We start from the raw sequence: 23,356 nt of genomic DNA, 5'->3' as shown, positions 1-23,356 counted from the left end.
CCGGTCAACCCCCGCCCACTCAAGCGTCCAACCCCAACTGATCCCAGTAGGCATCGACCCGCCGCTTGGTCCGCTCATCCATGGTTGCCACTACACCCCACGTCCGTGTCGTCTCTCCCGGCCACTTATTCGTTGCGTCAAGACCGAGTTTGGAGCCAAGCCCAGAGACCGGCGAGGCGAAATCGAGGTAGTCGATCGGGCTCTGCTCGATAAAGGTGGCATCTCGGTAAGGGTCACAGCGAGTGGTTACCGCCCAAATGACCGATTGCCAATCGCGCGCATCGACATCGTCGTCGGTCACGATAATCAACTTGGTGTACATAAACTGGCGTAGGAACGACCAGACGCCGAGCATAACCCGCTTAGCGTGGCCAGGATACTGCTTGCGAATAGTCACCACCGCCAGCCGATAGGAACACCCCTCGGGCGGCAGGTAGAAATCGACGATCTCCGGAAACTGCTTACACAAGATCGGCACGAAGACTTCGTTGAGTGCGGCGCCGAGTACCGCCGGCTCATCGGGCGGTCGTCCGGTGTAGGTCGAGTGGTAGATCGGGTCACGGCGGTGGGTGATGCGATCGATGGTCAACACCGGGAAGTGCTCGACCTCGTTATAGTAGCCAGTGTGATCAGCAAAGGGCCCCTCGGCAGCGACATCCCCCGGGTGGATGTGACCCTCGAGGACGATCTCGGCACTCGCCGGCACCTGCAGCGGCACCCCGAGGCCATCGACGACCGCGCTCTTAGTCCCGCGCAACAGACCGGCAAAGGCGTACTCAGAGAGCGTATCGGGAATCGGCGTCACCGCTGCCAACAACGTAGCCGGATCGGCCCCGAGCGCCACCGCCACCGGAAAGGGCTCGCCCGGGTGGTGTCGCTGCCAGTCGGCGTAGTCGAGCGCGCCGCCGCGGTGTGCCAGCCACCGCATGATGACCCGGTTGGGACCGAGCACCTGCTGACGATAGATGCCGAGATTCTGCCGCTCCTTCTCCGGGCCGCGGGTGATCACCAGCGCCCAGGTAATCAGCGGCGCGACATCCTCCGGCCAGCACGTCTGGATCGGCCACTGCGTCAGATCGACCGCTGCCCCTTCGAGGACGCACGCCTGACACGGCGCCCGGCGGACGCGGCGCGGCGCCATATCGAGCACTTTGCGGAAGGCCGGCAGCTGGTTCCAGGCATCGCGCATGCCGCGCGGCGGCTCAGGCTGACGCAAAAAGGCAAGCAATTCACCGATCTGACGCAGGGCGCTGACGTCTTCGGCCCCCATCCCGAGCGCCACCCGCCGCTGCGTGCCGAAAAGATTGGCCAATACCGGTGTCGAGTACCCCTTAGGGGACTCAAAGAGCAGCGCCGGCCCGCCAGCGCGCAGCGTCCGGTCACAGACCTCGGTCATCTCCAGGTGGGGATCGACAGGGTAGGCGATACGCCGCAGCTCGCCGCGACACTCGAAATCGGCGACCAACTCGCGCAAATCGCCGTAGCGGAAAGCGGGCTGATAAACCGTCACACGCTCTCCCCCGCGTCGCTCGGCACGTCGCTCACCACCCCCTCATCACTGGATATACTGCAGCCAATCATGAAGGTTGCGCATACGGTCCATGTACCAGCCGTACCCGCGGGTGCGGATACAATCCTCGACGTACTGCTGCTGCATGGCCTCAAGCTGCTGCCGCTCGCGGTAGGCCGATGTCGTGGTACGAAAATCTTGCTGCATCGCCACCGCTCCGCCCCACTGCCCCATCTCATCAAATCCGTTTAGGGCATTCAGGTTATTAGCCCCACCCGGTGCCGTGACCGCCAACTGCGCCCCGGCAACGCACTCGAGCTGCGCCCAATAGAATTCACCCGGGTCAACGAGCCGCCGCGGCTGATCCGGCGGTGCAGGCGGCATGCAGGCAGCCAGCAACCCAGCGACCAGCGCAAGGCCGAGCAGCCTGCAAATCGTTGTAGCCCGAATCATTCGGCTCATAGCGCGCCCCCACACCGCCGTTACAGCGCCTGCACCAGGAAAAGCGACCCCGCCGCGCCCCCTCCCTCAACCCTTCCGGGCCGTAGGCAACAGACGGGGCCGACAGGCGCACAACGCCGACATTTCAAATGGCGGTTGCCTTCATCGCCGCGAGTCGTCACATTATGGCAGAGCTCTCGTGCGCTTTCACCCCCAGCCACGGGAGCCCCTGTACGCGCCGCTAGACCGAGGCCAAGTCACGCGGCGCCCCACACCGCATGCGCGGCTACTGTCTCAGCATGGTGGCCCCGGATGGTACGTTTTGCGCAAGCGCCATTCCTCTCCCGGCCACGGCCAGGGGTTTTTTGGCGGAGGCTCTATGAATCTTGAGAAGGTTGTCTTCGGCTTCTTTATCCTGCTCGCCCTGACACTCAACTTCGGCTTCGTCTACGGCCATATCGACAACCCCGCACACCATGCTTCGTGGGAACTTTTCGCGGCAATTGTCGTTAATTTGATCGCAACAGCGCTAAAATTTGGCGAACGCACACAAATCGGGGCGATTCTTCTTGCCGCCAGCCTGGTCGCCGACCTACAGCTGATCGCCGCCGCCGTGGTCTGGGGGGTTGCCGTCTACGGCACCGGCACCGGGCTGACCGAGATGACCATGGCCAGCATCGTCTCGCTCGCCGGCGGCGCCCTGGTCGCTAATGTCGTCTCCGTTACCCTACTGATCATTGAGACGGTCAAGATCCACCGCTGATGATGAGCGAGTCGCAACCCAACGTCGGCAACGCCGCCTTCTACATGGTACTGCGCCGCATGCGCATGCCGATCCTACTGCTGATTGGCAGCTATGCGGTGGGCATCGTCATCCTTATCGCCATCCCGGGCGAGCACGCCGATGGCGAGCGCTGGCGCATGAACTTCATCGATGCGCTCTACTTTTTGACCTATACAGCCCCAACCATTGGCTTTGGCGAGTACCCCTACGAGTTCAACTACGCCCAGCGTTTCGGCTACATGCCGGCGATCTACCTGCCGGTACTGGCCTGGGCCTACTCCATCGTCACTTTGATCGGCCTGATCCAGGACCCGGTCTTCCGGCGCACGGTCGAGGCCGGGCGCTTTCGTCGCCGTGTACGCCGCCTCGCCGACCCGTTTTGGATCGTCTGCGGCTGCGGCGACACCGGCAGCATGTTGGTGCGCTCGCTGACCGAGCGCGGCTGGGAGGCGACCGTACTCGACATCCAGGAGCAACCCATTGCCGAGCTCTGGACGCGCGATTTGCGCCGCTTCGTCCCCGGTTGGCAAGCCGACGCCAACCGCACCGAGAACCTGCGCGCCGCTGGCCTCGACCACCCACTCTGCGAAGGGGTGTTAGCAGTCACCAACGACGACCACACTAATCTGCAGATTGCCATTACGGTCAAACTGCTGCGGCCGCAATTGCGGGTGATCTGTCGCGCCGAGCACCAATCGAGCGCCGATAACATGATCTCCTTCGGCACCGACTACGTCGTCAACCCCTTCGAGTCGTTCGCCGATCGCCTCGCCCTAGCCATCCGCAAGCCCGAGATGCACCGCATCTACGAATGGCTCTCGGGCATGCCGAACACCCCGCTGTTCGACCCAGCGCCCCCCCCTTCCGGGCGCTGGCTGATCTGCGGTTATGGGCGCTTTGGCAAGGCGGTCTGCCGCCGGCTCGATAAGATTGAGGTCCCTTACACGATCATTGAGCAGGCCCCGCAGCGCGCCGCCGCACCGCCTGAGGCGATTGAAGGCAAAGGCACCGAGGCAGCGACCCTGCGCGAAGCCGGCATCGAGTACGCCGCGGCTCTCTTGGCCGGCACCGACGATGATGCCGATAACTTGTCGATCGTGATGACGGCGCGCGACATCGCCCCGCAGATCTATCTGGCCGCGCGTGAAAATCAAATGGCCCACCGCTCGTTGTTTAAAGCCGCCCAGATGGAGTTGCCGGTCGAGCCGAGCTATATCATCGCCACGCGCATGCTCAGCTTGATTACCGCCCCGCTGCTCCCCGAATTCCTACGCATGGCGCGCGGCTTCGACCGCAGTTGGCAGGCACAGCTAGCACGCCGTATCCGCGAAGTCAGCGGCGGCTTAGTACCGGAGATTTGGACGCTCGAAACCAGCACCGAGGGCACCCCGGCGCTGCAAGAACTCCATCAGGAGGGACGCACGGTGACACTCGCCCACGTGCTCGACCACCCCCACCACCCCGGCCAACCGATCAACGCCGTCGTGTTGATGCTCGTCCGCCCCGAGGCCGTCGTACCGCTGCCCGATCTACAGGTCGCCCTTGATAAAGGCGACCGCCTGCTGCTGTGCGGCACCCCAGAGGCGCGCCATCAACTCGAGTGGACCCTCTACCACCACAATACGTTACGCTTCCTGGTCACCGGTGAGGAGCGTCCCGATGGCACTATATGGCGCTGGCTGGAACAGCGCCGTCAGGCCAAGCCGAATTAAACTCAAACGCAGCCGCTGCCAAAGTCACAGTTACAGGCTGGTCACAGCCACAGCCATCACCCCGGAACCTTCAACCGACGCACAGGCAACCCGCACCCCCAGATCCAATGCCCAAAGAGCTCAAAGATCGCGATTCCGCCCCCAACTCATCGCCGCAGAGTAGCGCGAGCGACCGCCGTGTAGCATCGACTCCGACGGGCGGCGCGCCGACGGACGCAAAGCCTGACCCCTACGCCGGCCTGCGCGTCTATCTCCACCCGCGTGTCATCGGGATGCTTTTTCTCGGTTTTTCGGCGGGGCTGCCGCTGCTGCTGGTCGGCGGCACCTTTACCGCATGGCTGCGCGATCTCGGCATCGGCTTAACGGCGATCGGCTTTCTCAGCTGGGTCGGCATCGCCCACAGCATCAAGGTCGTCTGGGCCCCCTTCGTCGATCGCTTGACCCTGCCGCTGCTCGGCCCCCTGCTCGGGCGTCGCCGTTCGTGGATGCTGTTGGCACAGGGCACCGTCGCCCTGTCACTGGCCGGCATCGCGCTGACCGATCCGACCGAACACCTCTGGCTGGTCGCCGTCTGGGCGGTGCTGGCCGCCTTCGGCTCGGCCACTCAAGATGTGGCGATCGACGCCTATCGCGTCGAGGCCGTAGCGCGGCACCGCCAAGCGGCGATGGCTGCCACTTACGTCTTCGGCTATCGCGTGGCATTGCTTGCGGCCGGGGCTGGCGCCCTGCATCTGGCTGCCTGGGGCGACTGGACGCTCGCTTATGCGGTCATGGCGGTATTGATGGGAGTTGGCCTGGCGACGACCTTGATCGTGCGCGAACCCGAGGTCGAGGTCAGCCGCGATACCCACCGCCTGGAGCAGCGTGTCGTCGACTATTTGGCGCGCACCACAAGCCGCGGCGTGCGCCAGCGCCTCACGGCGTGGCTGATCGGTGCCGTCGTCTGCCCCTTCGCCGATTTCTTTAAGCGCTTCGGCCTGCCGGTCGCCGCCCTGATCCTGCTCTTCATCGCCACCTTCCGAGTCAGCGATATCGTCATGGGCGTGATGGCCAACCCCTTCTATCTCGATCTCGGTTTCACCAAGGAGGAGATCGCCAACATCGCCGCTGCCTTCGGCTTGGCCATGACGCTGCTCGGGGCTGCACTCGGCGGGGTGCTGGTGAGCCGCTTTGGCATCGCCCCACTGCTCGTTGCCACCGCCGTCCTCGCCCCGGTCACCAATCTGACCTTCTCTTGGCTCGCCCTGCTCGGCCCCGAGACCTACGGCCTAATCGCCGCCATCGTCGCCGATAATCTTAGCGGTGGCATGGCGATCGCGGTCTTTATCGCCTACCTCTCCAGCCTAACCAACACCGCCTACACGGCAACGCAGTACGCCCTGTTCAGCTCGCTTATGACCCTGCCTGGGCAGTTTTTCGGCGGCTTTACCGGGATGCTCGCCGAACACGTCGGCTGGGTCTGGTTTTTCATCGTCAGCGCCTCGGCCGGTCTGCCGGCGATCGTGCTCGCCTTGCTGTTGCTGCGCTACGCCCACCCCGATCGTCCGGTCGATAGACGAGTCGATGGCTGAGTCAATCGCCGAGTCGACCGCCGGAGCGCCGTGCAATCATCAGCCGCTGTCGGCAGCCGCCCCGGCCAATGGACGGGGGTCCATAAGGCGAGACTTTTCGCCTAGGTCGATCACGCTTATGGCAGTCTCAAAGAAACATTCTTGATCCCGTCGCGGCGCTAGTCGAGAATGTACGCCTTTAGCGGGCGCCGGGACCCTTGGCCAAAAGCCTCACCGGGCCATGCGCCACCGACTCAAACCAGCGGGAGGAGCCATGCCCCAGCACATTCACTACCCTGAAGGTGGAGAAAAGATCACCGTTGGCAGTGACGGCCGACTGCAAGTGCCGGATCATCCGATCATCGGCTTCGTCGAGGGCGACGGCATCGGGCCCGATATCAACCGCGCCTGCATGCGCATCTGGGACCAAGCGGTAGAACGCGCCTACGGTGGCCGGCGCAAGATCCACTGGGCCGAACTCTTTATGGGAGAGAAGGCCGCCGGGCTGTTCGATGGCAACTACTTCCCGGATGAGACCAAGGCCGCCCTGAAGGATCTACTGATCTCGATCAAGGGGCCGTTAACTACGCCGGTCGGCGGCGGTTTCCGCTCGCTGAACGTCTCGCTGCGCCAAGAGCTCGATCTCTACGCCTGCGTCCGCCCGGTGCGCCACTACGCCGGCGTCCCCTCGCCGCTCAAGCGTCCCGAAGAGGTCGACGTCGTCATCTTTCGCGAGAATACCGAGGATGTCTACGCCGGCATTGAGTACCAGTCGGGCAGCGCCGAGAACCAAAAGATCGCCCGCTTCCTGCGCGAGGAGATGGGGGAGAGCTTCTTCGATGAGGCCGGCATCGGCGTCAAGCCGATCAGCCCCTTCGGCACCAAGCGCTTAGTGCGCAAGGCGATCGAGTACGCCATCGAGCACGATCGCGAGAGCGTCACCCTGGTGCACAAGGGCAACATCATGAAGTTCACCGAGGGCGCCTTCCGCACTTGGGGCTACGAGATCGCCCGCGAGGAGTTCGCTGATCAGACGATCACCGAGGAGGAGCTCTACGCCACCTACGGCGGCAAACGCCCCGAGGGCAAGGTGGTGATCAAGGATCGCATCGCTGACATCATGTTCCAGCTGATGCTGCTGCGGCCGACCGAGTTCGATGTCATCGCCACCATGAACCTCAACGGCGATTATCTCTCGGATGCCATCGCTGCCGAGGTCGGCGGGGTCGGCATCGCCCCGGGCGCCAATATGTCGGATAACGTCGCCGTCTTCGAGGCCACCCACGGCACGGCGCCGAAGTACGCCAATCAGGATAAGGTCAACCCCGGCTCCCTGCTCTTCTCTGGTGTGATGCTGCTCGAGCACATCGGCTGGAGTGAGGCGGCCGACTTGATCGCTGCCGCTTACGAGAAGGTCGTCGCCGCCGGCATTGTGACCTACGACTTCGCCCGTTCCCTGGAGGGGGCAACCGAAGTCAAGACCAGTCAGTTCGCCGACGCCATCATCGATCAGATGTGCGGCACCATCGACCTGGAGCGCATCCGCCGGGAGCGCGATGAGGCCATTGAGGCCGAGCGCCAAGCCCGCGAGCAGCGGCGCGTCGTCGCCCCGCTGGAGGAGATGATCGCCTCGGGCAGGGTTCCGCACACGGTCGCCGACTTGATGAACCCGAATCTGGTTACGCTCTCTGGCGATACCAGTGTTGAGGATGCCATGCACCTGATGCGTGAACGGCGCATCTCCTCGGTGGTGGTGCAACCGACGGCGGACGACGAGGAGCAGGGCTGGGGGATCATGACCCAGCGCGATGTGATCAGCCGGGTCGTCTCGGCGACCAAGCAGCCAAGCCAAGTTCGCATCGCCGAGGCGGCGACACGCCCCTTGATCACCGTCGCCGAAGACACCTCGTTGCTCGACTGCGCCGAGCGCATGGGCTCGGACAACATCCGCCGCATGGTGGTCGTTGATACGCAAGGACGGCCGATCGGGATCATCTCCGATACCGATATCTTCGCCAGCGTCGAGCAGTTTGGGCTGCCGGAGTGAGCAAAGGCATAGCAGCGGCACTAGCGAGCTGAGGTCGGGATAGCGACTGAAGAAGCTAGGGCGGATGGTGCTGAGGTGGCAGAAACGCACCGGCAGCGACAGGATGATCGACTAGGACAACCGGGCGACACCCGGATCGAGCGGGGCAGTCATAACGATGGAAGAGCTCAGTGGCAGCGACAGCGCCCTGCGTGACGATATCCGCGAGTTAGGCGATCTGCTCGGGGCGACCTTGCGAGAACAGGGTGGGCAGGCGCTGTTCGATACGGTCGAACGGGTGCGCGGGTTGGCTAAAGCGGCACGAGCGGGCAGCGAGGATGCTGCCGAAGAGCTCGAACGTTCGCTCGCCGAGCTGCCTCCGGAGCAGGTTGCCCCGGTAGCCCGCGCCTTCTCGCAGTTTCTCAATCTGGCCAACATTGCCGAGCAGCACCACCGCGTCCGCCGCAGCCGCGAGTGGGCGCGGGATCCCGAGGCCGCCGCGCTTTTTGGCTCCTTAGCTGAGGCGATCCCGCGCCTAGCGACCCAGCTCGAACCCGAGCAGCTGCACGCCACCGTCTGCAACCTCGATATCAATCTGGTGCTTACCGCTCACCCGACCGAGGTGCAGCGGCGCACCATGCTGCAAAAATACAACCGCATCGCGGCGCTGCTCGATGATCGCGACCGCTACGGACAGACTCCGACCGAGGTCAACGAGACCCGCCGCACCCTCAAACGCGAGATCACCGCAGCCTGGCATACCGACGAGATTCGCCGCCGCCGCCCGACCCCGCAGGACGAGGCGCGCTGGGGGCTGGCGGTCGTCGAGCAGACGCTCTGGAACGCGGTACCGCGCTATCTGCGCAATCTCGATCAAGCGCTGCGGGAACACACCCACCGCCCGCTGCCACTCGATTGTGCGCCGGTCACCTTCGCGACCTGGATGGGCGGGGATCGTGACGGCAACCCCAACGTCACCCACCGGGTCACAAGGGATGTGGCGCTGCTAGCCCGGTGGATGGCCGCGCACCTCTACGAACGCGATATCCAGCAACTGATCTCGGCGTTGACGGTACAGATCTGCGACGACGATCTGCGCGCCGAGGTCGGCGGTGAGGCGTGGGAGCCCTACCGGGTGGTGCTCAAGCGGCTGCGCGCGCGACTGCGCCAAACCCAGCGCTGGGCCGAGGCCAAACTCCAGGGCGGACGCGTCCCCGAAGGGGAGATCCTGACCGATATCGAGGAGCTGAGACAGCCGTTGCTCTGCTGCTACTACTCGCTGCAGCGCGTCGGGGCGGGGATCGTCGCCGAGGGCGAGCTGCTCGACACCATCCGTCGGGTCAGCTGCTTCGGCTTGACGCTGCTGCCGATCGATATCCGTCAGCACGCCGACCGGCACACCGAAACCCTCGATGCCATCACCCGTGCACTCGGCCTCGGCGGCTATGCCGAGTGGGACGAAGCGACCCGGCAGCAGTGGCTCTTTGCTGAGCTGGCCAGTCCACGTCCGCTGATCCCGCACGGTTTTGAGCCCGAGAGCGAGGTCCGCGAGGTTCTTAATACCCTCTACACCCTAGAGGAGATCGGTCCGGAGTCGGTCGGCGCCTATATCATCTCGCACGCCTCCGTCCCCTCGGACATCCTCGCCGTCGAGCTGCTGCTCAGGGCGTGCGGGCTGACGCACCCCCCCAGGGTCGTACCGCTCTTTGAGACCCGGGACACCCTCGCAGCGGCCGATCAGACGATGGCCGTCCTCTTTGAGAGCAGCTGGTACCGTGAGCGGATCGCCGGGCGCCAAGAGATCATGATCGGCTACTCCGACTCGACGAAGGACGCCGGCCACCTGACTTCGGTCTGGACGCTCTTTCAGGCGCAGGAGCGTTTGGTTGCGTTGGCGCGCCAACAGCGCGTCGATCTGACCCTCTTCCACGGACGCGGCGGTAGCATCGGCCGTGGTGGCGGCCCGACCCACTCGGCCATCCTGGCCCAACCCCCCGGCTCGGTCGACGGCACCCTGCGCGTCACCGAGCAAGGCGAGGTCATCCAGGCGAAATTCGGTCTTCCGGGCATCGCGCTGCGCAACCTTGAGCTCTACACCACCGCCGTACTGGAGGCCAGCCTGCAGCCGCCGGAGCCGCCGCCGCCACGCTGGCGCGAGATCATGGACCGGCTCGATGCCTGCGCCATGGCCGCTTACCGTGACACGGTCAAAGAGCGCCCCGAGTTTATCGAGTACTTCCGCACGGCCACCCCGATCGAGGAGATCGCCCAGCTGACGATCGGTAGCCGGCCGGCGAAGCGCACGCCCGATGCGATGACCGTCGATAGCCTGCGCGCCATTCCCTGGGTCTTCGCCTGGACTCAGACCCGCCTGATGCTACCGGCGTGGCTCGGGGTCGGCGAAGCCCTTGAGGAGGCAATCGCCGAGGGGTTGGCCAGCGAGCTGCAGGAGATGTTCCAAAATTGGCCCTTCTTTGAGGCCCTGCTCGACATGGTCGAGATGGTGCTGGCGAAGGGCGAGCCCAGCGTAACGCTTCTCTATGAGCAGACCCTGGTACCCGAGCAGTACCGCGAGATCGGGGCCGAGTTGCGTGCACGCTTCCAGCGGACACGGGCCGCGGTGCTGACCGTCACCGGACACGAGGCGCCGCTAGCCGACTTCCCGGTGGTTCGCCGCGCTGTCGAGGTGCGCAACCCCTACGTCGACCCGCTCAACCTGCTGCAAGTCGAGCTGCTGCGCCGGGCCCGCAGCAGTGATGACGAGGCACTACGGCGCGCCCTACAAATCGTAATTAATGGCATCGCCGCCGGCATGCGCAATACCGGTTAACCCCCTGAACCAGAGCCCTATGCACGACTATCAAGAAGACTTTATCCACTTCGCCCGCGAACGCGGCGTCCTAAGCTTCGGTCAATTCACACTGAAGTCGGGGCGCATCAGCCCCTACTTCTTCAACAGTGGTCTCTTTAACAGCGGCGTGGCCCTGAGTCGCCTCGGTCGCTGCTACGCCGAGGCCCTTGCCCGCGCGCACATCGACTTCGATCTCGTCTTTGGCCCCGCCTACAAAGGGATTCCGCTGGCTACGGCGCTGAGTATGGCAACCGCCGAGATCAGCAACCGCGACCTTGCCTACGCCTTCGACCGTAAGGAGGCGAAGGATCACGGCGAGGGCGGCGAGATCGTCGGAGCCCCCCTCGCCGGCCGGCGCACGGTCATCATCGACGATGTCATCTCATCCGGCGGCTCGATCCGGGCGGCGGCCAATCGAATCTGCGCCGCCGGTGGCCATGTTGCCGCGATCGCAATTGCCCTCGATCGCATGGAGCGCGGCAGCGGCGACGTCTCGGCGGTCGCCGAGGTCGAAGAGGCGACCGGAGCGCCCGTGATTGCCATCATCTCCCTCGACCATATCGCCGCCTACCTAGCCGAACGCCCCGAGGACAAAGAGACCCTAGCGGCCATCCGCACCTATCGACGGCAATACGGGGCCGACTCGGCACCGCCTACTCATGCGGTTTTGGACACCCAATGAGCACACATCGCAAACGCACCATTGAGACGCGCATCGTCAACCCGCTACTCGGAGATCAAATTCCGCTCCCGAGCTACGCCACAGACGGCTCAGCGGCGCTCGATCTGCGCGCCTGCATAGAGGCGCCACACACCCTCGAGCCGGGTCAGCGCGCGCTCTTCCCGACTGGGTTGGCGATCGACATCGGTGATCCGAACTGGGTCGCCATCGTCGCCTCGCGCTCCGGGCTCTCGCTCAAGCACGGCCTGCGGGTGGCACAGGGGATCGGCGTGATCGACTCCGACTACCACGGCGAGATCGGTGTTATCCTCGCTAACGACGGTGAAGCGCCCTACGTCGTAAGCCCGGGTGAACGGATCGCGCAGCTGCTCGTACAACCCGTGGTACAGGTCGAACTGACCTACGTCGAGGCCTTTTCGACGGCCACAGAGCGTGGCAGCGGCGGTTTCGGACACAGCGGTCAACACTAGCTGATCAACGCCGGCGATCGGCCCTAATAATCGGCCCTGACGATTCCGATTGACCACCCAGGCAGACGATCAAGCCTGGCGGTTCAGACTAACAATGGATATCAACCGGTAACGGTTGCGGCCCCTAAGAGCGGAGGTTCTCGTGAGTGCAAATGAAGTCCCTGCGTCGATCTTCCGTGCCTACGATATCCGTGGCGTCGTCGGCACCACCCTGAGCGCCGATATCGCCCACTGGATCGGCCGGGCGGTCGCGAGTGAGGCGCGTGATCGCGGCGTGACCACGCTGGTCATCGGTCGCGACGGCCGCCACTCCAGCCCCGATTTGGCCACAGCGCTCGCCTCCGGGATGAACGCCAGCGGCTGTGACGTCATCGACATCGGCCAAGCGCCGACCCCGGTCATGTACTTCGCCACCCACGAGCTGCAGACCGGCTCCGGCGTGGCCATCACCGGCAGCCACAATCCGCCCGACTACAACGGCATGAAGGTGATGATCGCTGGCGACACCCTCTCGGGTGTGGCTGTCACCGCGCTCTATGAGCGGATTCGCGACGGCCGGCTGCACGAGGGCGAGGGCCGCACCGAACTGCGTACCGACATCGTCGAGCGCTACATCGAACGTATTTGCAGCGATATCCGCCCGCAGCGGCGCCTCAAGATCGTTCTCGATGCCGGCAATGGGGTCGCCGGGGCCATCGCCCCCCGCCTCTTCCAAGAGCTCGGCTGTGAGGTCGAAGCGCTCTTTTGTGAGGTCGATGGTGACTTCCCTAACCACCACCCCGACCCCGCTGAGCCCCACAATCTCGAGACCTTGATCGAACGCGTGGTGGCGAGCGGCGCCGACCTCGGGCTGGCCTTCGACGGCGACGGCGATCGCCTCGGTGTCATCGACTCAACCGGCAAGATCATCTGGCCCGATCGTCAATTGATGCTCTACGCCCAAGATGTCCTCAGCCGCCGCCCCGGCGAGGCGGTCGTCTTCGACGTCAAGTGCAGCATCCACTTAGCCCGGGTGATTGAGGCCGCCGGCGGCATCCCGCAGATGTCGCGCACCGGCCACTCGCTGATCAAGGCGACCCTACGTGCCAGTGGTGCGCCGCTGGCCGGCGAGATGAGCGGCCACACCTTCTTTGTCGAGCGCTGGTACGGCTTCGACGACGGCCTCTACACCGCTGCCCGACTGATCGAGATCGTCGCCGCCGATGGGCGCAGCAGTGCGGAGATCTTCGCCGAGCTCCCCGAGGGCGTCTCGACGCCGGAGCTCAAGGTTGAGGTCCAAGAGGGCGAGCAGACCGAGCTGATCAGCGCCCTAGTCAGCGAGGGCCAACGCCGTTTTACCGATGCCACCCTGCATACCATCGACGGCATCCGCGTCGAGTGGCCCGACGGCTGGGGGCTGGTCCGCGCCTCGAACACCACCCCAGTGCTTGTGGTCCGTTTTGAAGCCGACGACGAGGCGGCCTTAGCCCGCATCCGCAGCGAGTTCGAGGCCCTGTTCGGCGCCGTACGGCCCGGCTTGACCATCCCTGCATAGGGAGGGCGGCGCATTGTCTGAACAGCCGAGCAAGCGCTTGGCTGTCCAAGAGCGCGATTTTTTGGCAGTTTTCCGAGATACCCAACAGAACACAACAACAGGTTGTCGATCGTGCCCTCCATTCATGCTACTGACCCGAACACTTCGCCCGAGCTGACCGCCCGCGTCCTGATTGAGGCGCTGCCCTATATCCGGCGCTTTCGCGGGCGGACCATCGTGGTGAAGTTTGGCGGCAACGCCATGGTCGATGAGGCGCTGAAGGTCGCCTTTGCCCGCGATATCGTCTTGATGCGCCTGGTTGGCTTTCGCGTCGTCGTCGTCCACGGCGGCGGCCCTCAGATCGGCAAACTGCTATCACGCATCGGCAAAGAGACCGAGTTTGTGCAAGGGATGCGGGTGACCGATGCCGAGACCATGGATGTCGTCGAGATGGTGCTAGGCGGCCTGGTCAACAAAGAGATCGTCAATCTACTCAACGCCCAGGGCGGCCGGGCGGTCGGCCTCACCGGCAAAGACGGCGGGCTGATTCGAGCCCGTAAACTGGCCATCGAGCAGCCCGGCCCAGAGAACCAAGTCCCCGAGATCATCGATATTGGCCACGTCGGCGAGGTCGCCGGTATCAATCCAGCGGTCGTCGAGCTTCTCGAGTCGGGCGAGCTCATCCCGGTCATCGCCCCCATCGGCGTCGACGATGAGGGCACCTCGTACAACATTAACGCCGATCTGGTCGCCGGCAAGATGGCCGAAGTCCTCAGCGCTGAGAAGCTTCTGCTGCTGACCAACACCCCCGGGGTACTCGATCAGGGCGGCAACCTGCTCACCGGATTGACCCCGCGCGACGTCGAAGGCCTGATCGCCGCCGGCACCATCGCTGGCGGCATGCTGCCAAAGATTCGCTGCGCCCTGGAGGCCGTTGCCGGCGGCGTGCGGGCCGCCCACATCATCGACGGCCGGGTGCCGCACGCGGTGCTGCTTGAGCTCTTCACCGATCGTGGGGTCGGCACGTTGATCAAGGGCAGCGGCAGCGGCCGGTAACGACCCGCTCCACTGCCCTTGCGCAGCCCCTCGCCCTCGATTACAGCAACCCACGCTCGGCCAGCGAGACCGGCTCCCCGTCACCGACAATAAAGTGATCGAGCAGCCGGATATCGACTAAGCTGAGGGCGTCGCGTAGACGATGGGTTAGCGTCTCGTCGGCACGGCTCGGTTCAGCGACCCCAGAGGGGTGGTTGTGGGCGATAATCAAGGCTGCGGCGTTGTGGGCGAGGGCTTGGCGGACGACTTCACGCGGGTAGACGGTAGCGCCGTCGATGGTGCCGCGAAAGAGCTCGGCAAAGCGAATAACGCGGTGGCGATTGTCGAGAAAGAGGCAGGCGAAGACTTCGTGCGGCTCGTGGCGCAGTTGAGCAGCCAGGTAGTGGCGCGTCTCGGCCGGGCTGGTAAGCGACGGGCCGCGGCTGAGGGTCGCCCACAGGTGACGACGCCCCATCTCAAGCACGGCCTGCAGCTGAGCGTACTTCGCCGGACCGAGCCCGCGGTGGGCTGAAAAGCTCGTCCGATCGGCTTCCAGCAGCCCCCGCAGGCCGCCGTAGGCGGTTAAGAGCTCACGCGCCAAATCGACGGCCGAGAGGCCGCGACAGCCGGTGCGCAGGAAGATAGCGAGCAGCTCGGCGTCGGTCAGGGCACTCGGGCCGGCTTCCAACAGACGCTCCCGCGGACGCTCGGCCGCGGGCCAATCACGGATCGACATCGGATCACCCTCCTTGGTTACTGTCGGTCACGCTCCTTAGCCGCTCAAAGTAATCGCACCGGGTTAGAATTACAAGTTGAACGAGCTGGAAGGCTAAGGCACTGCAATCGGATCGGCGGTGCGGATGGGTGGCGGTGGCGGACATACTGGGTGAGAACCGGGCAATGAGCGGGCGATGAGCGGACGCTTAAACGCAGTAGACGAGGATCGATATGACGAGTGCGAGTGATACGGGCGCGACCGGCGTGGGCGAAGCCGCCGCGGAGCTGCGGGTACTGCTGATCGTTACCGGCGGCATTGCCGCCTATAAGGCCGCCGAACTGGTGCGGCTGCTGCGCCGTCACGGCTGTTGCGTGCAAGTGGCGATGACGGCCGGGGCGCAGCGCTTTATCACCCCGCTGACCTTCCAGGCCCTCTCCGGCGAGCGGGTCCATACCGATCTGCTCGACCCGGAAGCCGAGGCGGCAATGGGCCATATCGAGTTGGCACGCTGGGCCCAGTGGGTGGTGGTCGCGCCGGCGAGCGCCGACTTTATCGCTCGTCTTGCCCACGGTCGGGCCGACGACTTACCGAGCGCCGTCGCGCTGGCGACACGCGCCCCGCTGGCCATTGCTCCGGCCATGAATGTCGCCATGTGGGAGGCGGCGGCCACGCAGGAGAACATCGGCGTATTGCAGCGCCGCGGGGTGACGATTTGGGGGCCGGCGCAGGGGGAGCAAGCGTGTGGCGAGATCGGCGCCGGTCGGCTGGTTGAGCCGGAGCAGTTGGTGGCCTGGCTGTTGGCAGCAGCGGCAACACCAGCGCCAGCGGCAGCGGCAGCGGCAGCGGCGCTACCGGAGGCTCACGCAGCGATGCTACCAGAGGCTTACGCAGCGGCACCCATGCCGCCGATCACCCCTTTTCCGCACGCCCCACTCGCCGGTAAGAGTGTGCTGATCACTGCTGGCCCGACCCGTGAGCCGCTCGACCCGGTGCGCTATCTGACCAATCGCAGCTCCGGGCGCATGGGCTTTGCGGTCGCTGCGGCAGCCCATGCCGCCGGTGCCCGCGTCGTCCTAATCGCCGGCCCCTGCGCCCTGCCGACTCCGCCCGGGGTGGAGCGCCACGACGTCGAACGCGCCGAGGAGATGCATACGGCCGTCCTGGCACGCCTCGATGAGGCAGAGCTCTTTATCGGCACGGCGGCGGTCTGCGACTACCGCCCGGCTGAAGAGGCACACCAAAAGATCAAAAAGGCACAGGCGGAGTGGTCTTTGGCACTGGAGCGCACCCCCGATATCTTACGCGACGTCGCCGCTCGTCAATCCCGTCCCTTCGTCGTCGGCTTCGCTGCCGAGACCGATGAGGTCATCACCCACGCCCGGCGCAAGCTCGTCGATAAGCAGCTCGACATGATCGCCGCCAACCGCGTCGGCCCCGGTATCGGCTTCGATCGCACCGATAACAGCCTTGAGGTGTTGTGGGCCGACGGCGCCGTGAGCCTACCGCAACAGCCGAAGCCGGAGCTCGCCCGCGCCCTGCTCGAGCTGATCATCGAGCGCTTCGCGGTGAGCACCGCTGCGGCGAATGAGCGCTAACCCGCTGCCCCTCACGACGCGCCCGCGGGGGCTCCCGAGGACGGCCCCGCCGGCGGTTCAGGCTCGGCGGGCTCAACGATACGATGGAAGAGGACGTAGAGGGTCGGCACCACGCCGAGAATCAGCACCGTCCCGAAGGCCAGCCCACTCATCACCGCAATCGCCATCGGCGCCCAGAAAGGCCCCGAGAGCGCCAGCGGCAACATCCCGAGAATGGTCGTCAACGCAGTCAGCAACACCGGCCGCAGCCGGCCGACACAGGCCTCGATCACCGCCTGCCACTCTGCCACCCCCTCACTGAGGAGCAAGCGGATCTGATCGACGAGCACCAACGCATTGCGAATCAACATCCCGGCCAGGCTCATCGCCCCGAGCAGCGCGATAAAACCGAAGGGCTGCTGGAAGGCGAGCAACCCAATCACCACCCCAATCAGCGCCAGCGGCACCGTGAGGGCCACTATAGCGGCGTTGCGCACACTATTAAGCTGCGCGACCAGGAGCAACGCGATAGCCGCTAAGACCAGCGGCACCTGCGCCAACACACTGCCGCGCGCCTCCCACGAGGCCTCGTACTCGCCGCCCCACTCCCACTCCAACCCGGCCGGCAGTTCCAGGTCGGCCAACTGTCGATCGAGACGCCCCACCACCCCCTCGGCGGTCGCGTCGGGCGCGATATCGGCCTGAATCGTGACCGTCGGCACCCGATCACGCCGCCAAATCGCCGCCTCGGCCCAAACCGGCTCGAGCTCGGCGACCTGGCGCAGCGGCACCGGCGAGCTCTCGCCATCGCGGGGCCAAATCTGCAACGTCTCGATGCGCGATAAGTCACCCCGCGCCTCCTCGGGCAACCGCCAATGGATCGGCAGTTGGCGATCGCCATCGCGCAACACCCCGATCGGGCCATCGGCGTAGGCCATCTCCAGCGTCTCAGCGATCTCCGCACTCGAGAGTCCGGCCGCCCGCGCACGCTCCTGATCGACTGCGACATCGAGCGTGAGCACCCGCTGTCGCCAGCTGTGGCGTGCCCGCACAGTATCCGGGTCGGCATCGACCCAAGTGCGCACCTGCTCGGCTACGTCCCGCAGCGTTTCATGGTCAGACACCCCAGAGAGGCGCAGCTCGAGCGGGTAGCGGACTGGATCACCGAGCGCCATCGGCCGAACGCGCGGCTCGGCATCGGGGAAGCGGCCATCGAGCCAGGCGTCGATATCGGCCATCACCGCCTCCAGGTCACTCCCGGGCACGGTCTCGACGAGCAGCTGCGCGTAGGCCGGATTGGGCAGCTCTGGGATCATCGGCAAGTAGAAACGCGGCGCCCCCTCACCGATAAAGCTCGTGAACCGGCGCACCTCATCGTGTGCCGTCAGATACGCCTCGATCTCGGCCACCTCGCTGGCCACACTCTCGATGCGCGTCCCCTCACTGCGCCAGTGGTCGATGAGCAACTGCGCTCGATCGGCCGGCGGGAAGAAGATCCGCGGCACCAGGGTAAAGGCGGCCACCGCAGCGATCAGCATGAGCCCGGTCGCTGCGAGCGTCTTCCAGCGATGACGCAGCAACACCTCGAGCCCGCGTCGATAGAGTCGATGCAGCGGCGTATCGTGCGGGTTCCGCCCCCCTGCCTGCGTGCCTCCGGCCTGCGCACCCGCCGTTGGTGTTGGTGCTGGTGCTGGCAGGTAGCGATAGGCGAGAACCGTCGTCAGAGTGATGGCGAGCAGCCAACTTAGCGCCAGGGCGATGGCGACGACCCAAAAGAGCGAGCGGGTAAACTCACCGACCGCCGTCGGTGTCATGCTGATCGGCGAGAAGGCCAGAGCGGCGATCAGGGTGCCGATCAGCAACGGCCCGGCCGTCTCGGCGACGGCCTCACGGGCGGCGCGGGCACGCTCAATACCACGCTGGATGCGCGTCAGCATCAACTCGGCAACGACGATCGCGTTATCGACCAGCATGCCGAGGACGACGATCAACGCCCCGAGCGAGACCCGGTGCAGGTCGATACCGAGAAAGTACATCACCAAAAAGGTGCTGATGATCGTCAGCGGCACACTGCTGCCGACGATCAAGCCAGTCCGCCAGCCGAGGGCAACCAGCAGTACGACGACGACAATCGCTACGGCAGTCGCCAGATTGGTGCTAAATTCACGCACCGCTGCAGCGACCGTCGCCGGCTGGTCGTTGATGATCTGCACTTCGATGCCGACCGGGCGTGCGCTCGCCAGCTCACTCAGGCGCCGTTCAATCCGCTCCCCCAACTCGGCGACGTTGGCCCCTGGATCGGGCACGATGCCCAAGGCGATGCCCGGCTCACCGTTAAACCGGAGCAGGCGCTGCGGCGGATCGGCATAGCCGCGGTGGACGTTCGCGATATCACGCAGATAGATGCGCTCATCGGTCTGCGGATTGCGCAGCACAACGGCTCGTACATCTTCGACCGTATCGAAGACCCCGCTGACGAAGAGACCGATACGCTGCTCGCCGAGATCGACCGCGCCCCCCGGGGCGATGACGTTCTGTCGCTGCAGGGTTTGGACGATCTGGCCCGGATGCAGCCCGAGCGCGGCGAGTCGCTCGCTGCTGATCTCGATAAAGATCCGCTCGCCTTGTCGGCCGAAGAGTTCGCTGCGCGCCACCCCGGGTACCCGCAGCAGCTCACGGCGCAACTCATCGGCGTAGTCATCGATCTCCCGCTGACTGTAGCCCTCGCCAGTCACCGCAAAGAGCAGGCCGAAGACATCGCCGTAGTCGTCATCGACCAAGGGGCCGCGCACCCCATCGGGGAGTTCGGCGGCAGCACGCTGGACCTTCTTATGCAGCTCATCCCAGATCTGCCGCAGCCGCTCCCCGGTGTAACGCTCTTGCACGTGGACGTAGATCACCGCCTCACCGTTGCGGCTGATCGATTCGATCGAATCGATCTCGGTGAGCTGCTGGATGTGGCGCTCAAGAACCTCGGTGACTTCCTCTTCGATCCGCGCGGCGCGGGCACCGGGGTACTCGACCTGGACTAAGGCGGTGTGGATGGTGAAATCGGGATCTTCGAGCTTGCCCAGCTCGCCGTAGGCCCAGACGCCAGCCAGCGCCAGCAGGACTACGGCAAAGACGATCAATCGCGCCCGCGCTAGACTCCAAGCGCCGAGGTTCACGGCCCCTCCGCGGGCAACCGGCGCGTCGGTTGATCGGGGCGCAGGTGGGCGACACCGGCGACGACCACCTCATCTCCCGCTTCAAGACCGCCGCCGACGACGACCCGATCGCGATCGAAGGCGATCACCTCAACCCGCTGGCGAGCGACCCGCCCCTCTTCCGGATCGCGCAGCCAGACGTGCGGCGCACCGTCGTATTCGAAGAGTGCAGCCGGCGGCAGGCGAAACCGATCCGTTGCCTGGTGCAGATCGGCACCGAAGATGACCTCGGCGGTCATGCCCGGCAGCAGGCGCTCATCGCCCTCATCGCCCCCTTGGATCGCGATGCGCACCGGATAGGTTTGACGCTCCGGCAGGAGACCGGTAGCGACCCGCTGCAACTCACCCGGGAACTTTGCACCGTCGAGGGCGGGGATGCGCACCACGATCTGCTCGATCTGCTCGCGGTAACCGATCAGCTCTTCGGGGAGGCCGACCTCGACCTCCAGACGCTCTAAGTTCTCGAGCAAGAAGACCGGCTCTTGGGGCTGAACCGCCTCTTCCGGTTCGAAGCGGCGCGCGGCGATCGCCCCGGCGAAGGGGGCACGCAGTTCGGTATCGGCGAGTCGATCGCGGGCGTGGGCAAGACGGGCGCGCAGCGCCGTGACATCGGCCTCGGCCTCCTCGCGCTGGCGAGCCGTACGGTCGTATTCAGAGTGCGAGATGGCCCCATCGGCGAACAACTCGGCCGCCCGCCGATACTCGGCGCGGGCGTGTGCCCGTCGGGCCGTCGCCGCCTCCAGCGTCGAGTCGAGCTCAGCCACTTCGTGGCGGAAGTCGCGCGGATCGAGGCGTCCTAACAGCGCTCCAGCCTCGACCCGATCGCCGATATCGGCAGTCAATTCGACGATCTCACCACCGACCCGGAAGGCGACCCACGCCCGCTGTGCAGCCTCGGTGCGGCCAGTAAAGCGGCGTTCGACGAGGGCCGTAGGGTCGTCCAAGATCAGCGTCTTTACGGGGCGCGGCGATGCCGGGGCGGGCTCACCCTGCTCCTGCTCACAGCCGCTGAGCAGCGCGCCGAGTAGCAGCAGAGTCAGGAGGGCGCCACCGCTAAAGAGCGCAGGGCGGATCGCCGCAATACCGGGGGCACACCTGAGGCGCGGCATGAGCTGCGCAAGCCGCTGGAGCAGAGCGCTCATGAGATCCCCCGACGACTGCGCGAAACTCATGCTACAAGGCAAACGTCAGTTACGAAGAGGGCGCCGCCACGGCTCGCCGCAGCTTACCGAGGGCGTTGTTCTCAAGCTGGCGGATTCGCTCTGCCGAGACCCCGTAGCGATCGGCGAGCTGCTGCAGGGTCTGGCGCTCCTCGGCCAACCAGCGCCCGTGGAGAATCTCCCGACTGCGCTCATCGAGCTGATCCAGCGCCTGATGCAGCGCCCCGCCCTGGTGACGCTCCCAATCTTCGCTCTCGATCACAGCGGCCGGATCGAAACGCCGATCTTCCAGGTAGGCCGATGGCGCCCGCAGCCCCTCGTCGTCCTCATCGTCGCTGCTCAGGGGGTCGAAGCCGATGTCCTGACCGGAGAGGCGCGACTCCATCTCCAGAACAGTCTCCGGGCGTACACCGAGATCGTCGGCGACCGCCTCGACCTCGGCCCGCGATAGCCAGCCGAGACGCTTTTTAGCGCCGCGCAGATTAAAGAAAAGCTTACGCTGCGCCTTGGTCGTCGCCACCTTAACGATCCGCCAATTGCGCAGGATAAACTCGTGGATCTCGGCACGGATCCAGTGCACGGCAAACGAGACCAAGCGCACCCCGACGCCGGGATCAAAGCGTTTGACCGCCTTCATCAGGCCGATATTCCCCTCCTGGATCAGATCGCCGAGCGCCAGTCCGTAGCCGCGATAGCCGCGGGCGATATGGACGACGAAACGCAGGTGCGAGACGACCAGTTGCCGCGCTGCCTCGACATCACCCTCGTCGTGGAAACGTCTAGCCAGCTCGTGCTCCTCAGCGGCACCGAGCACCGGGATTTGGCTCACCGCCTGGATATACGCCTCCTCGCTGCTCGTCGGCAGCGGCAACCGGGTGTGCTCCATGCTCATTAGTGCCGTACTCATCACTCTACCCCTCCCTAAATCACAACCGATTGTGGCGCCCAAACGCGGTGCTCTTAAGAGATCCGCCATTCAACGAAGGAATATGGAGGCCGTGCGACATCTTTTCAAGGGTCCTGTGATCAAAACCCAATCCAATCGGGCTACTCTGTTTGACCCAATCCACTCAGGCCGGTTCAATCGCGGCGATGTGACGGGCCACGGCAATCCACGCCCCCAGCAGGCCGAAGAGTGCTGCGCCGAGCAGCAGCCACACGGTGTTCTCAAAACCGAGCCCGGTCAGCGTATGGCTCGTCCCGTAACTCGCGGCCAACTGCTGCACCGGCGTCTGTAGGCTCCAGCGCCCCACTTCGATCAGCATCCACGCACCCGTCCCGCCCAACAGCCCGTAGACCAACCCCTCGTAAAGAAAGGGGCGGCGCACGAAGCCGTTGCTACCACCGATCAGCTTGATGATCTCGATCTCCTCGCGGCGGCTTTCGACCGTCAACCGGATGGTATTGCCAACCACCAAAACAACAGCCACCGCCAACAACAAGGCGATCGCCAGCAGCGCCCGCTCGACGAGGGTCATCAGCGCGTGCAGGCGCTCCACCCACTCCTGATCGAGGCGCATTTGCGCCACTTGCGCTTGTCCGGCCAGTCCCTCGGCGAGACGCGCCACCGCCGTCGGCTCCAACTGCGCGGCCACCGTTAGCACCACCACCGGCGGCAGCGGATTCTCATCGAGGAGCGCCAAAGCCTGCTGCATCTCGGTCTCGGCCTGCAGTTCAGCAAGCGCTTCCTCCGGGGTAATGACGCGCACCTCCGCCACTTCGGTGCGCTGTCGCAGCTGCGCCGCTAGGTTCATCACCGCACCATCCGATAGATCGCGCTCAAGAAAGAGCGAGATCTGCGGCGCCCCCTCCTGCCAGCCACCGGTCACCCGCTCGATATTCTCCAGTGCCACCCAGAGGGCCGCCGGCAGCGCCAGCGCAATCCCGACCACGGCCACCGTCAATACGCTGTGCACGAGGCTGCTAGCGAGGCGTCCGAGTGCAGTCCGAGCCGCCTGAAGATGGCGCACCCCGTAGAGCAGCGGTGGCGAAAGGGGGGTACTAGAACGCGTCTTCTCACTGCCACGGCGCCAGCGCTGCAGCAGCGCACGCTCCTGGCGCCGTTCGCCGCGGCTACGCTGAACACGGCGCGGAGTCGCCCCACGTGCCGGGCGCCGGGCCACC

17 protein-coding genes and 1 pseudogene are annotated in these 23,356 nt (G+C 65.2%); 11 read left to right on the top strand and 7 right to left on the bottom strand.

The annotated features are described in order from the left end of the window. Positions 1-19 precede the first annotated feature (19 nt). Both ubiD and CKO15_RS03805 read right to left on the bottom strand, forming a co-directional pair. A complete protein-coding gene (gene ubiD, locus CKO15_RS03810) occupies positions 20-1,510 on the bottom strand; it encodes a 4-hydroxy-3-polyprenylbenzoate decarboxylase (protein WP_200192676.1) in 1,491 nt (496 codons plus the stop codon). 45 nt (positions 1,511-1,555) lie between these two features. Further along, positions 1,556-1,972 carry a hypothetical protein gene (locus tag CKO15_RS03805; protein ID WP_200192674.1) on the bottom strand — a complete coding sequence of 139 codons (417 nt, stop codon included), beginning with the start codon at positions 1,970-1,972 and terminating at the stop codon, positions 1,556-1,558. Positions 1,973-2,330: 358 nt separating this feature from the next. On the opposite strand from CKO15_RS03805, the gene CKO15_RS03800 reads away from it, so the two are divergent. The 10 genes and pseudogenes from CKO15_RS03800 to argB all read left to right on the top strand — a co-directional run bounded on the left by CKO15_RS03800 (position 2,331) and on the right by argB (position 14,595). Further along, positions 2,331-2,714 carry a DUF6394 family protein gene (locus CKO15_RS03800; protein WP_200192672.1) on the top strand — a complete coding sequence of 128 codons (384 nt, stop codon included), beginning with the start codon at positions 2,331-2,333 and terminating at the stop codon, positions 2,712-2,714. Next, positions 2,714-4,447 carry a potassium channel family protein gene (locus CKO15_RS03795; protein WP_242464538.1) on the top strand — a complete coding sequence of 578 codons (1,734 nt, stop codon included), beginning with the start codon at positions 2,714-2,716 and terminating at the stop codon, positions 4,445-4,447. Before CKO15_RS03800 ends, CKO15_RS03795 begins: the two co-directional genes overlap by 1 nt. A gap of 107 nt (positions 4,448-4,554) precedes the next feature. Then, positions 4,555-6,018, top strand: coding sequence for an AmpG family muropeptide MFS transporter (locus CKO15_RS03790; protein WP_200192670.1), 1,464 nt, complete (start codon positions 4,555-4,557; stop codon positions 6,016-6,018). Between the two features lie 253 nt (positions 6,019-6,271). After that, a pseudogene (icd, locus tag CKO15_RS03785) lies at positions 6,272-7,513 on the top strand (isocitrate dehydrogenase (NADP(+))); the annotation flags it as partial. After that, the gene (locus CKO15_RS14025) at positions 7,511-8,044 is read left to right on the top strand and encodes a CBS domain-containing protein (RefSeq protein ID WP_338035987.1); all 534 of its coding nucleotides are present in this window, start codon (positions 7,511-7,513) and stop codon (positions 8,042-8,044) included. The pseudogene icd and the gene CKO15_RS14025, both read left to right, overlap by 3 nt. A 157-nt stretch (positions 8,045-8,201) precedes the next feature. Further along, the gene (ppc, locus tag CKO15_RS03780; RefSeq protein ID WP_200192667.1) at positions 8,202-10,853 is read left to right on the top strand and encodes a phosphoenolpyruvate carboxylase; all 2,652 of its coding nucleotides are present in this window, start codon (positions 8,202-8,204) and stop codon (positions 10,851-10,853) included. 19 nt (positions 10,854-10,872) lie between these two features. Further along, on the top strand, positions 10,873-11,556 hold the full coding sequence (gene pyrE, locus CKO15_RS03775) for an orotate phosphoribosyltransferase (protein ID WP_200192664.1): 684 nt from the start codon (positions 10,873-10,875) through the stop codon (positions 11,554-11,556). Continuing rightward, positions 11,553-12,026, top strand: coding sequence for a dUTP diphosphatase (gene dut, locus CKO15_RS03770; protein WP_200192662.1), 474 nt, complete (start codon positions 11,553-11,555; stop codon positions 12,024-12,026). The genes pyrE and dut overlap by 4 nt, the downstream gene beginning before the upstream one ends. Before the next feature lie 142 nt (positions 12,027-12,168). Then, positions 12,169-13,560, top strand: a complete 1,392-nt coding sequence (locus tag CKO15_RS03765) for a phosphohexomutase domain-containing protein (RefSeq protein ID WP_200192660.1) — start codon at positions 12,169-12,171, stop codon at positions 13,558-13,560. A gap of 111 nt (positions 13,561-13,671) precedes the next feature. After that, positions 13,672-14,595 (top strand): acetylglutamate kinase, encoded by a 924-nt coding sequence (gene argB / locus CKO15_RS03760; protein ID WP_338035986.1) that lies wholly within the window; start codon positions 13,672-13,674, stop codon positions 14,593-14,595. 40 nt (positions 14,596-14,635) lie between these two features. Here argB and radC read toward each other — a convergent pair whose 3' ends face one another. After that, the gene (gene radC, locus CKO15_RS03755) at positions 14,636-15,310 is read right to left on the bottom strand and encodes a RadC family protein (RefSeq protein WP_200192658.1); all 675 of its coding nucleotides are present in this window, start codon (positions 15,308-15,310) and stop codon (positions 14,636-14,638) included. Between the two features lie 212 nt (positions 15,311-15,522). On the opposite strand from radC, the gene CKO15_RS03750 reads away from it, so the two are divergent. Beyond that, positions 15,523-16,887 carry a bifunctional phosphopantothenoylcysteine decarboxylase/phosphopantothenate synthase gene (locus CKO15_RS03750; RefSeq protein WP_200192656.1) on the top strand — a complete coding sequence of 455 codons (1,365 nt, stop codon included), beginning with the start codon at positions 15,523-15,525 and terminating at the stop codon, positions 16,885-16,887. 11 nt (positions 16,888-16,898) lie between these two features. On the opposite strand, the gene CKO15_RS03745 is transcribed toward CKO15_RS03750, so the two are convergent. The 4 genes from CKO15_RS03745 to ftsX all read right to left on the bottom strand — a co-directional run bounded on the left by CKO15_RS03745 (position 16,899) and on the right by ftsX (position 23,355). Beyond that, positions 16,899-20,033 carry an efflux RND transporter permease subunit gene (locus tag CKO15_RS03745; RefSeq protein ID WP_200192654.1) on the bottom strand — a complete coding sequence of 1,045 codons (3,135 nt, stop codon included), beginning with the start codon at positions 20,031-20,033 and terminating at the stop codon, positions 16,899-16,901. Continuing rightward, positions 20,030-21,214 carry an efflux RND transporter periplasmic adaptor subunit gene (locus CKO15_RS03740; RefSeq protein ID WP_242464537.1) on the bottom strand — a complete coding sequence of 395 codons (1,185 nt, stop codon included), beginning with the start codon at positions 21,212-21,214 and terminating at the stop codon, positions 20,030-20,032. The genes CKO15_RS03745 and CKO15_RS03740 overlap by 4 nt, the downstream gene beginning before the upstream one ends. Positions 21,215-21,263: 49 nt before the next feature. After that, entirely contained in the window at positions 21,264-22,139 is an 876-nt protein-coding gene (gene rpoH / locus CKO15_RS03735; RefSeq protein WP_200192652.1) for an RNA polymerase sigma factor RpoH, read from the bottom strand. A 163-nt stretch (positions 22,140-22,302) separates the two neighbouring features. Further along, a complete protein-coding gene (gene ftsX, locus CKO15_RS03730) occupies positions 22,303-23,355 on the bottom strand; it encodes a permease-like cell division protein FtsX (protein WP_200192650.1) in 1,053 nt (350 codons plus the stop codon). Position 23,356: the final 1 nt, after the last annotated feature.

Source organism: Halorhodospira abdelmalekii, assembly GCF_016583625.1.
GTDB classification, from domain to species: domain Bacteria; phylum Pseudomonadota; class Gammaproteobacteria; order Nitrococcales; family Halorhodospiraceae; genus Halorhodospira; species Halorhodospira abdelmalekii.
Note: the sequence above shows the minus strand (reverse complement) of the source record. Positions and strands in the feature narration are given on the sequence as shown.

What these genes read in the sequence shown, in the direction of transcription:
- pyrE (WP_200192664.1), top strand. Translation starts at nt 10,873, where the DNA reads ATGCACGACTATCAAGAAGACTTTATCCACTTCGCCCGCGAACGCGGC.
- CKO15_RS03740 (WP_242464537.1), bottom strand. Translation starts at nt 21,214, where the DNA reads ATGAGCGCTCTGCTCCAGCGGCTTGCGCAGCTCATGCCGCGCCTCAGG.
- CKO15_RS03790 (WP_200192670.1), top strand. Translation starts at nt 4,555, where the DNA reads ATGCCCAAAGAGCTCAAAGATCGCGATTCCGCCCCCAACTCATCGCCG.
- ppc (WP_200192667.1), top strand. Translation starts at nt 8,202, where the DNA reads ATGGAAGAGCTCAGTGGCAGCGACAGCGCCCTGCGTGACGATATCCGC.
- rpoH (WP_200192652.1), bottom strand. Translation starts at nt 22,139, where the DNA reads ATGAGTACGGCACTAATGAGCATGGAGCACACCCGGTTGCCGCTGCCG.
- CKO15_RS03805 (WP_200192674.1), bottom strand. Translation starts at nt 1,972, where the DNA reads ATGAGCCGAATGATTCGGGCTACAACGATTTGCAGGCTGCTCGGCCTT.
- CKO15_RS14025 (WP_338035987.1), top strand. Translation starts at nt 7,511, where the DNA reads ATGTGCGGCACCATCGACCTGGAGCGCATCCGCCGGGAGCGCGATGAG.
- CKO15_RS03800 (WP_200192672.1), top strand. Translation starts at nt 2,331, where the DNA reads ATGAATCTTGAGAAGGTTGTCTTCGGCTTCTTTATCCTGCTCGCCCTG.
- radC (WP_200192658.1), bottom strand. Translation starts at nt 15,310, where the DNA reads ATGTCGATCCGTGATTGGCCCGCGGCCGAGCGTCCGCGGGAGCGTCTG.
- dut (WP_200192662.1), top strand. Translation starts at nt 11,553, where the DNA reads ATGAGCACACATCGCAAACGCACCATTGAGACGCGCATCGTCAACCCG.
- CKO15_RS03795 (WP_242464538.1), top strand. Translation starts at nt 2,714, where the DNA reads ATGATGAGCGAGTCGCAACCCAACGTCGGCAACGCCGCCTTCTACATG.
- CKO15_RS03750 (WP_200192656.1), top strand. Translation starts at nt 15,523, where the DNA reads ATGACGAGTGCGAGTGATACGGGCGCGACCGGCGTGGGCGAAGCCGCC.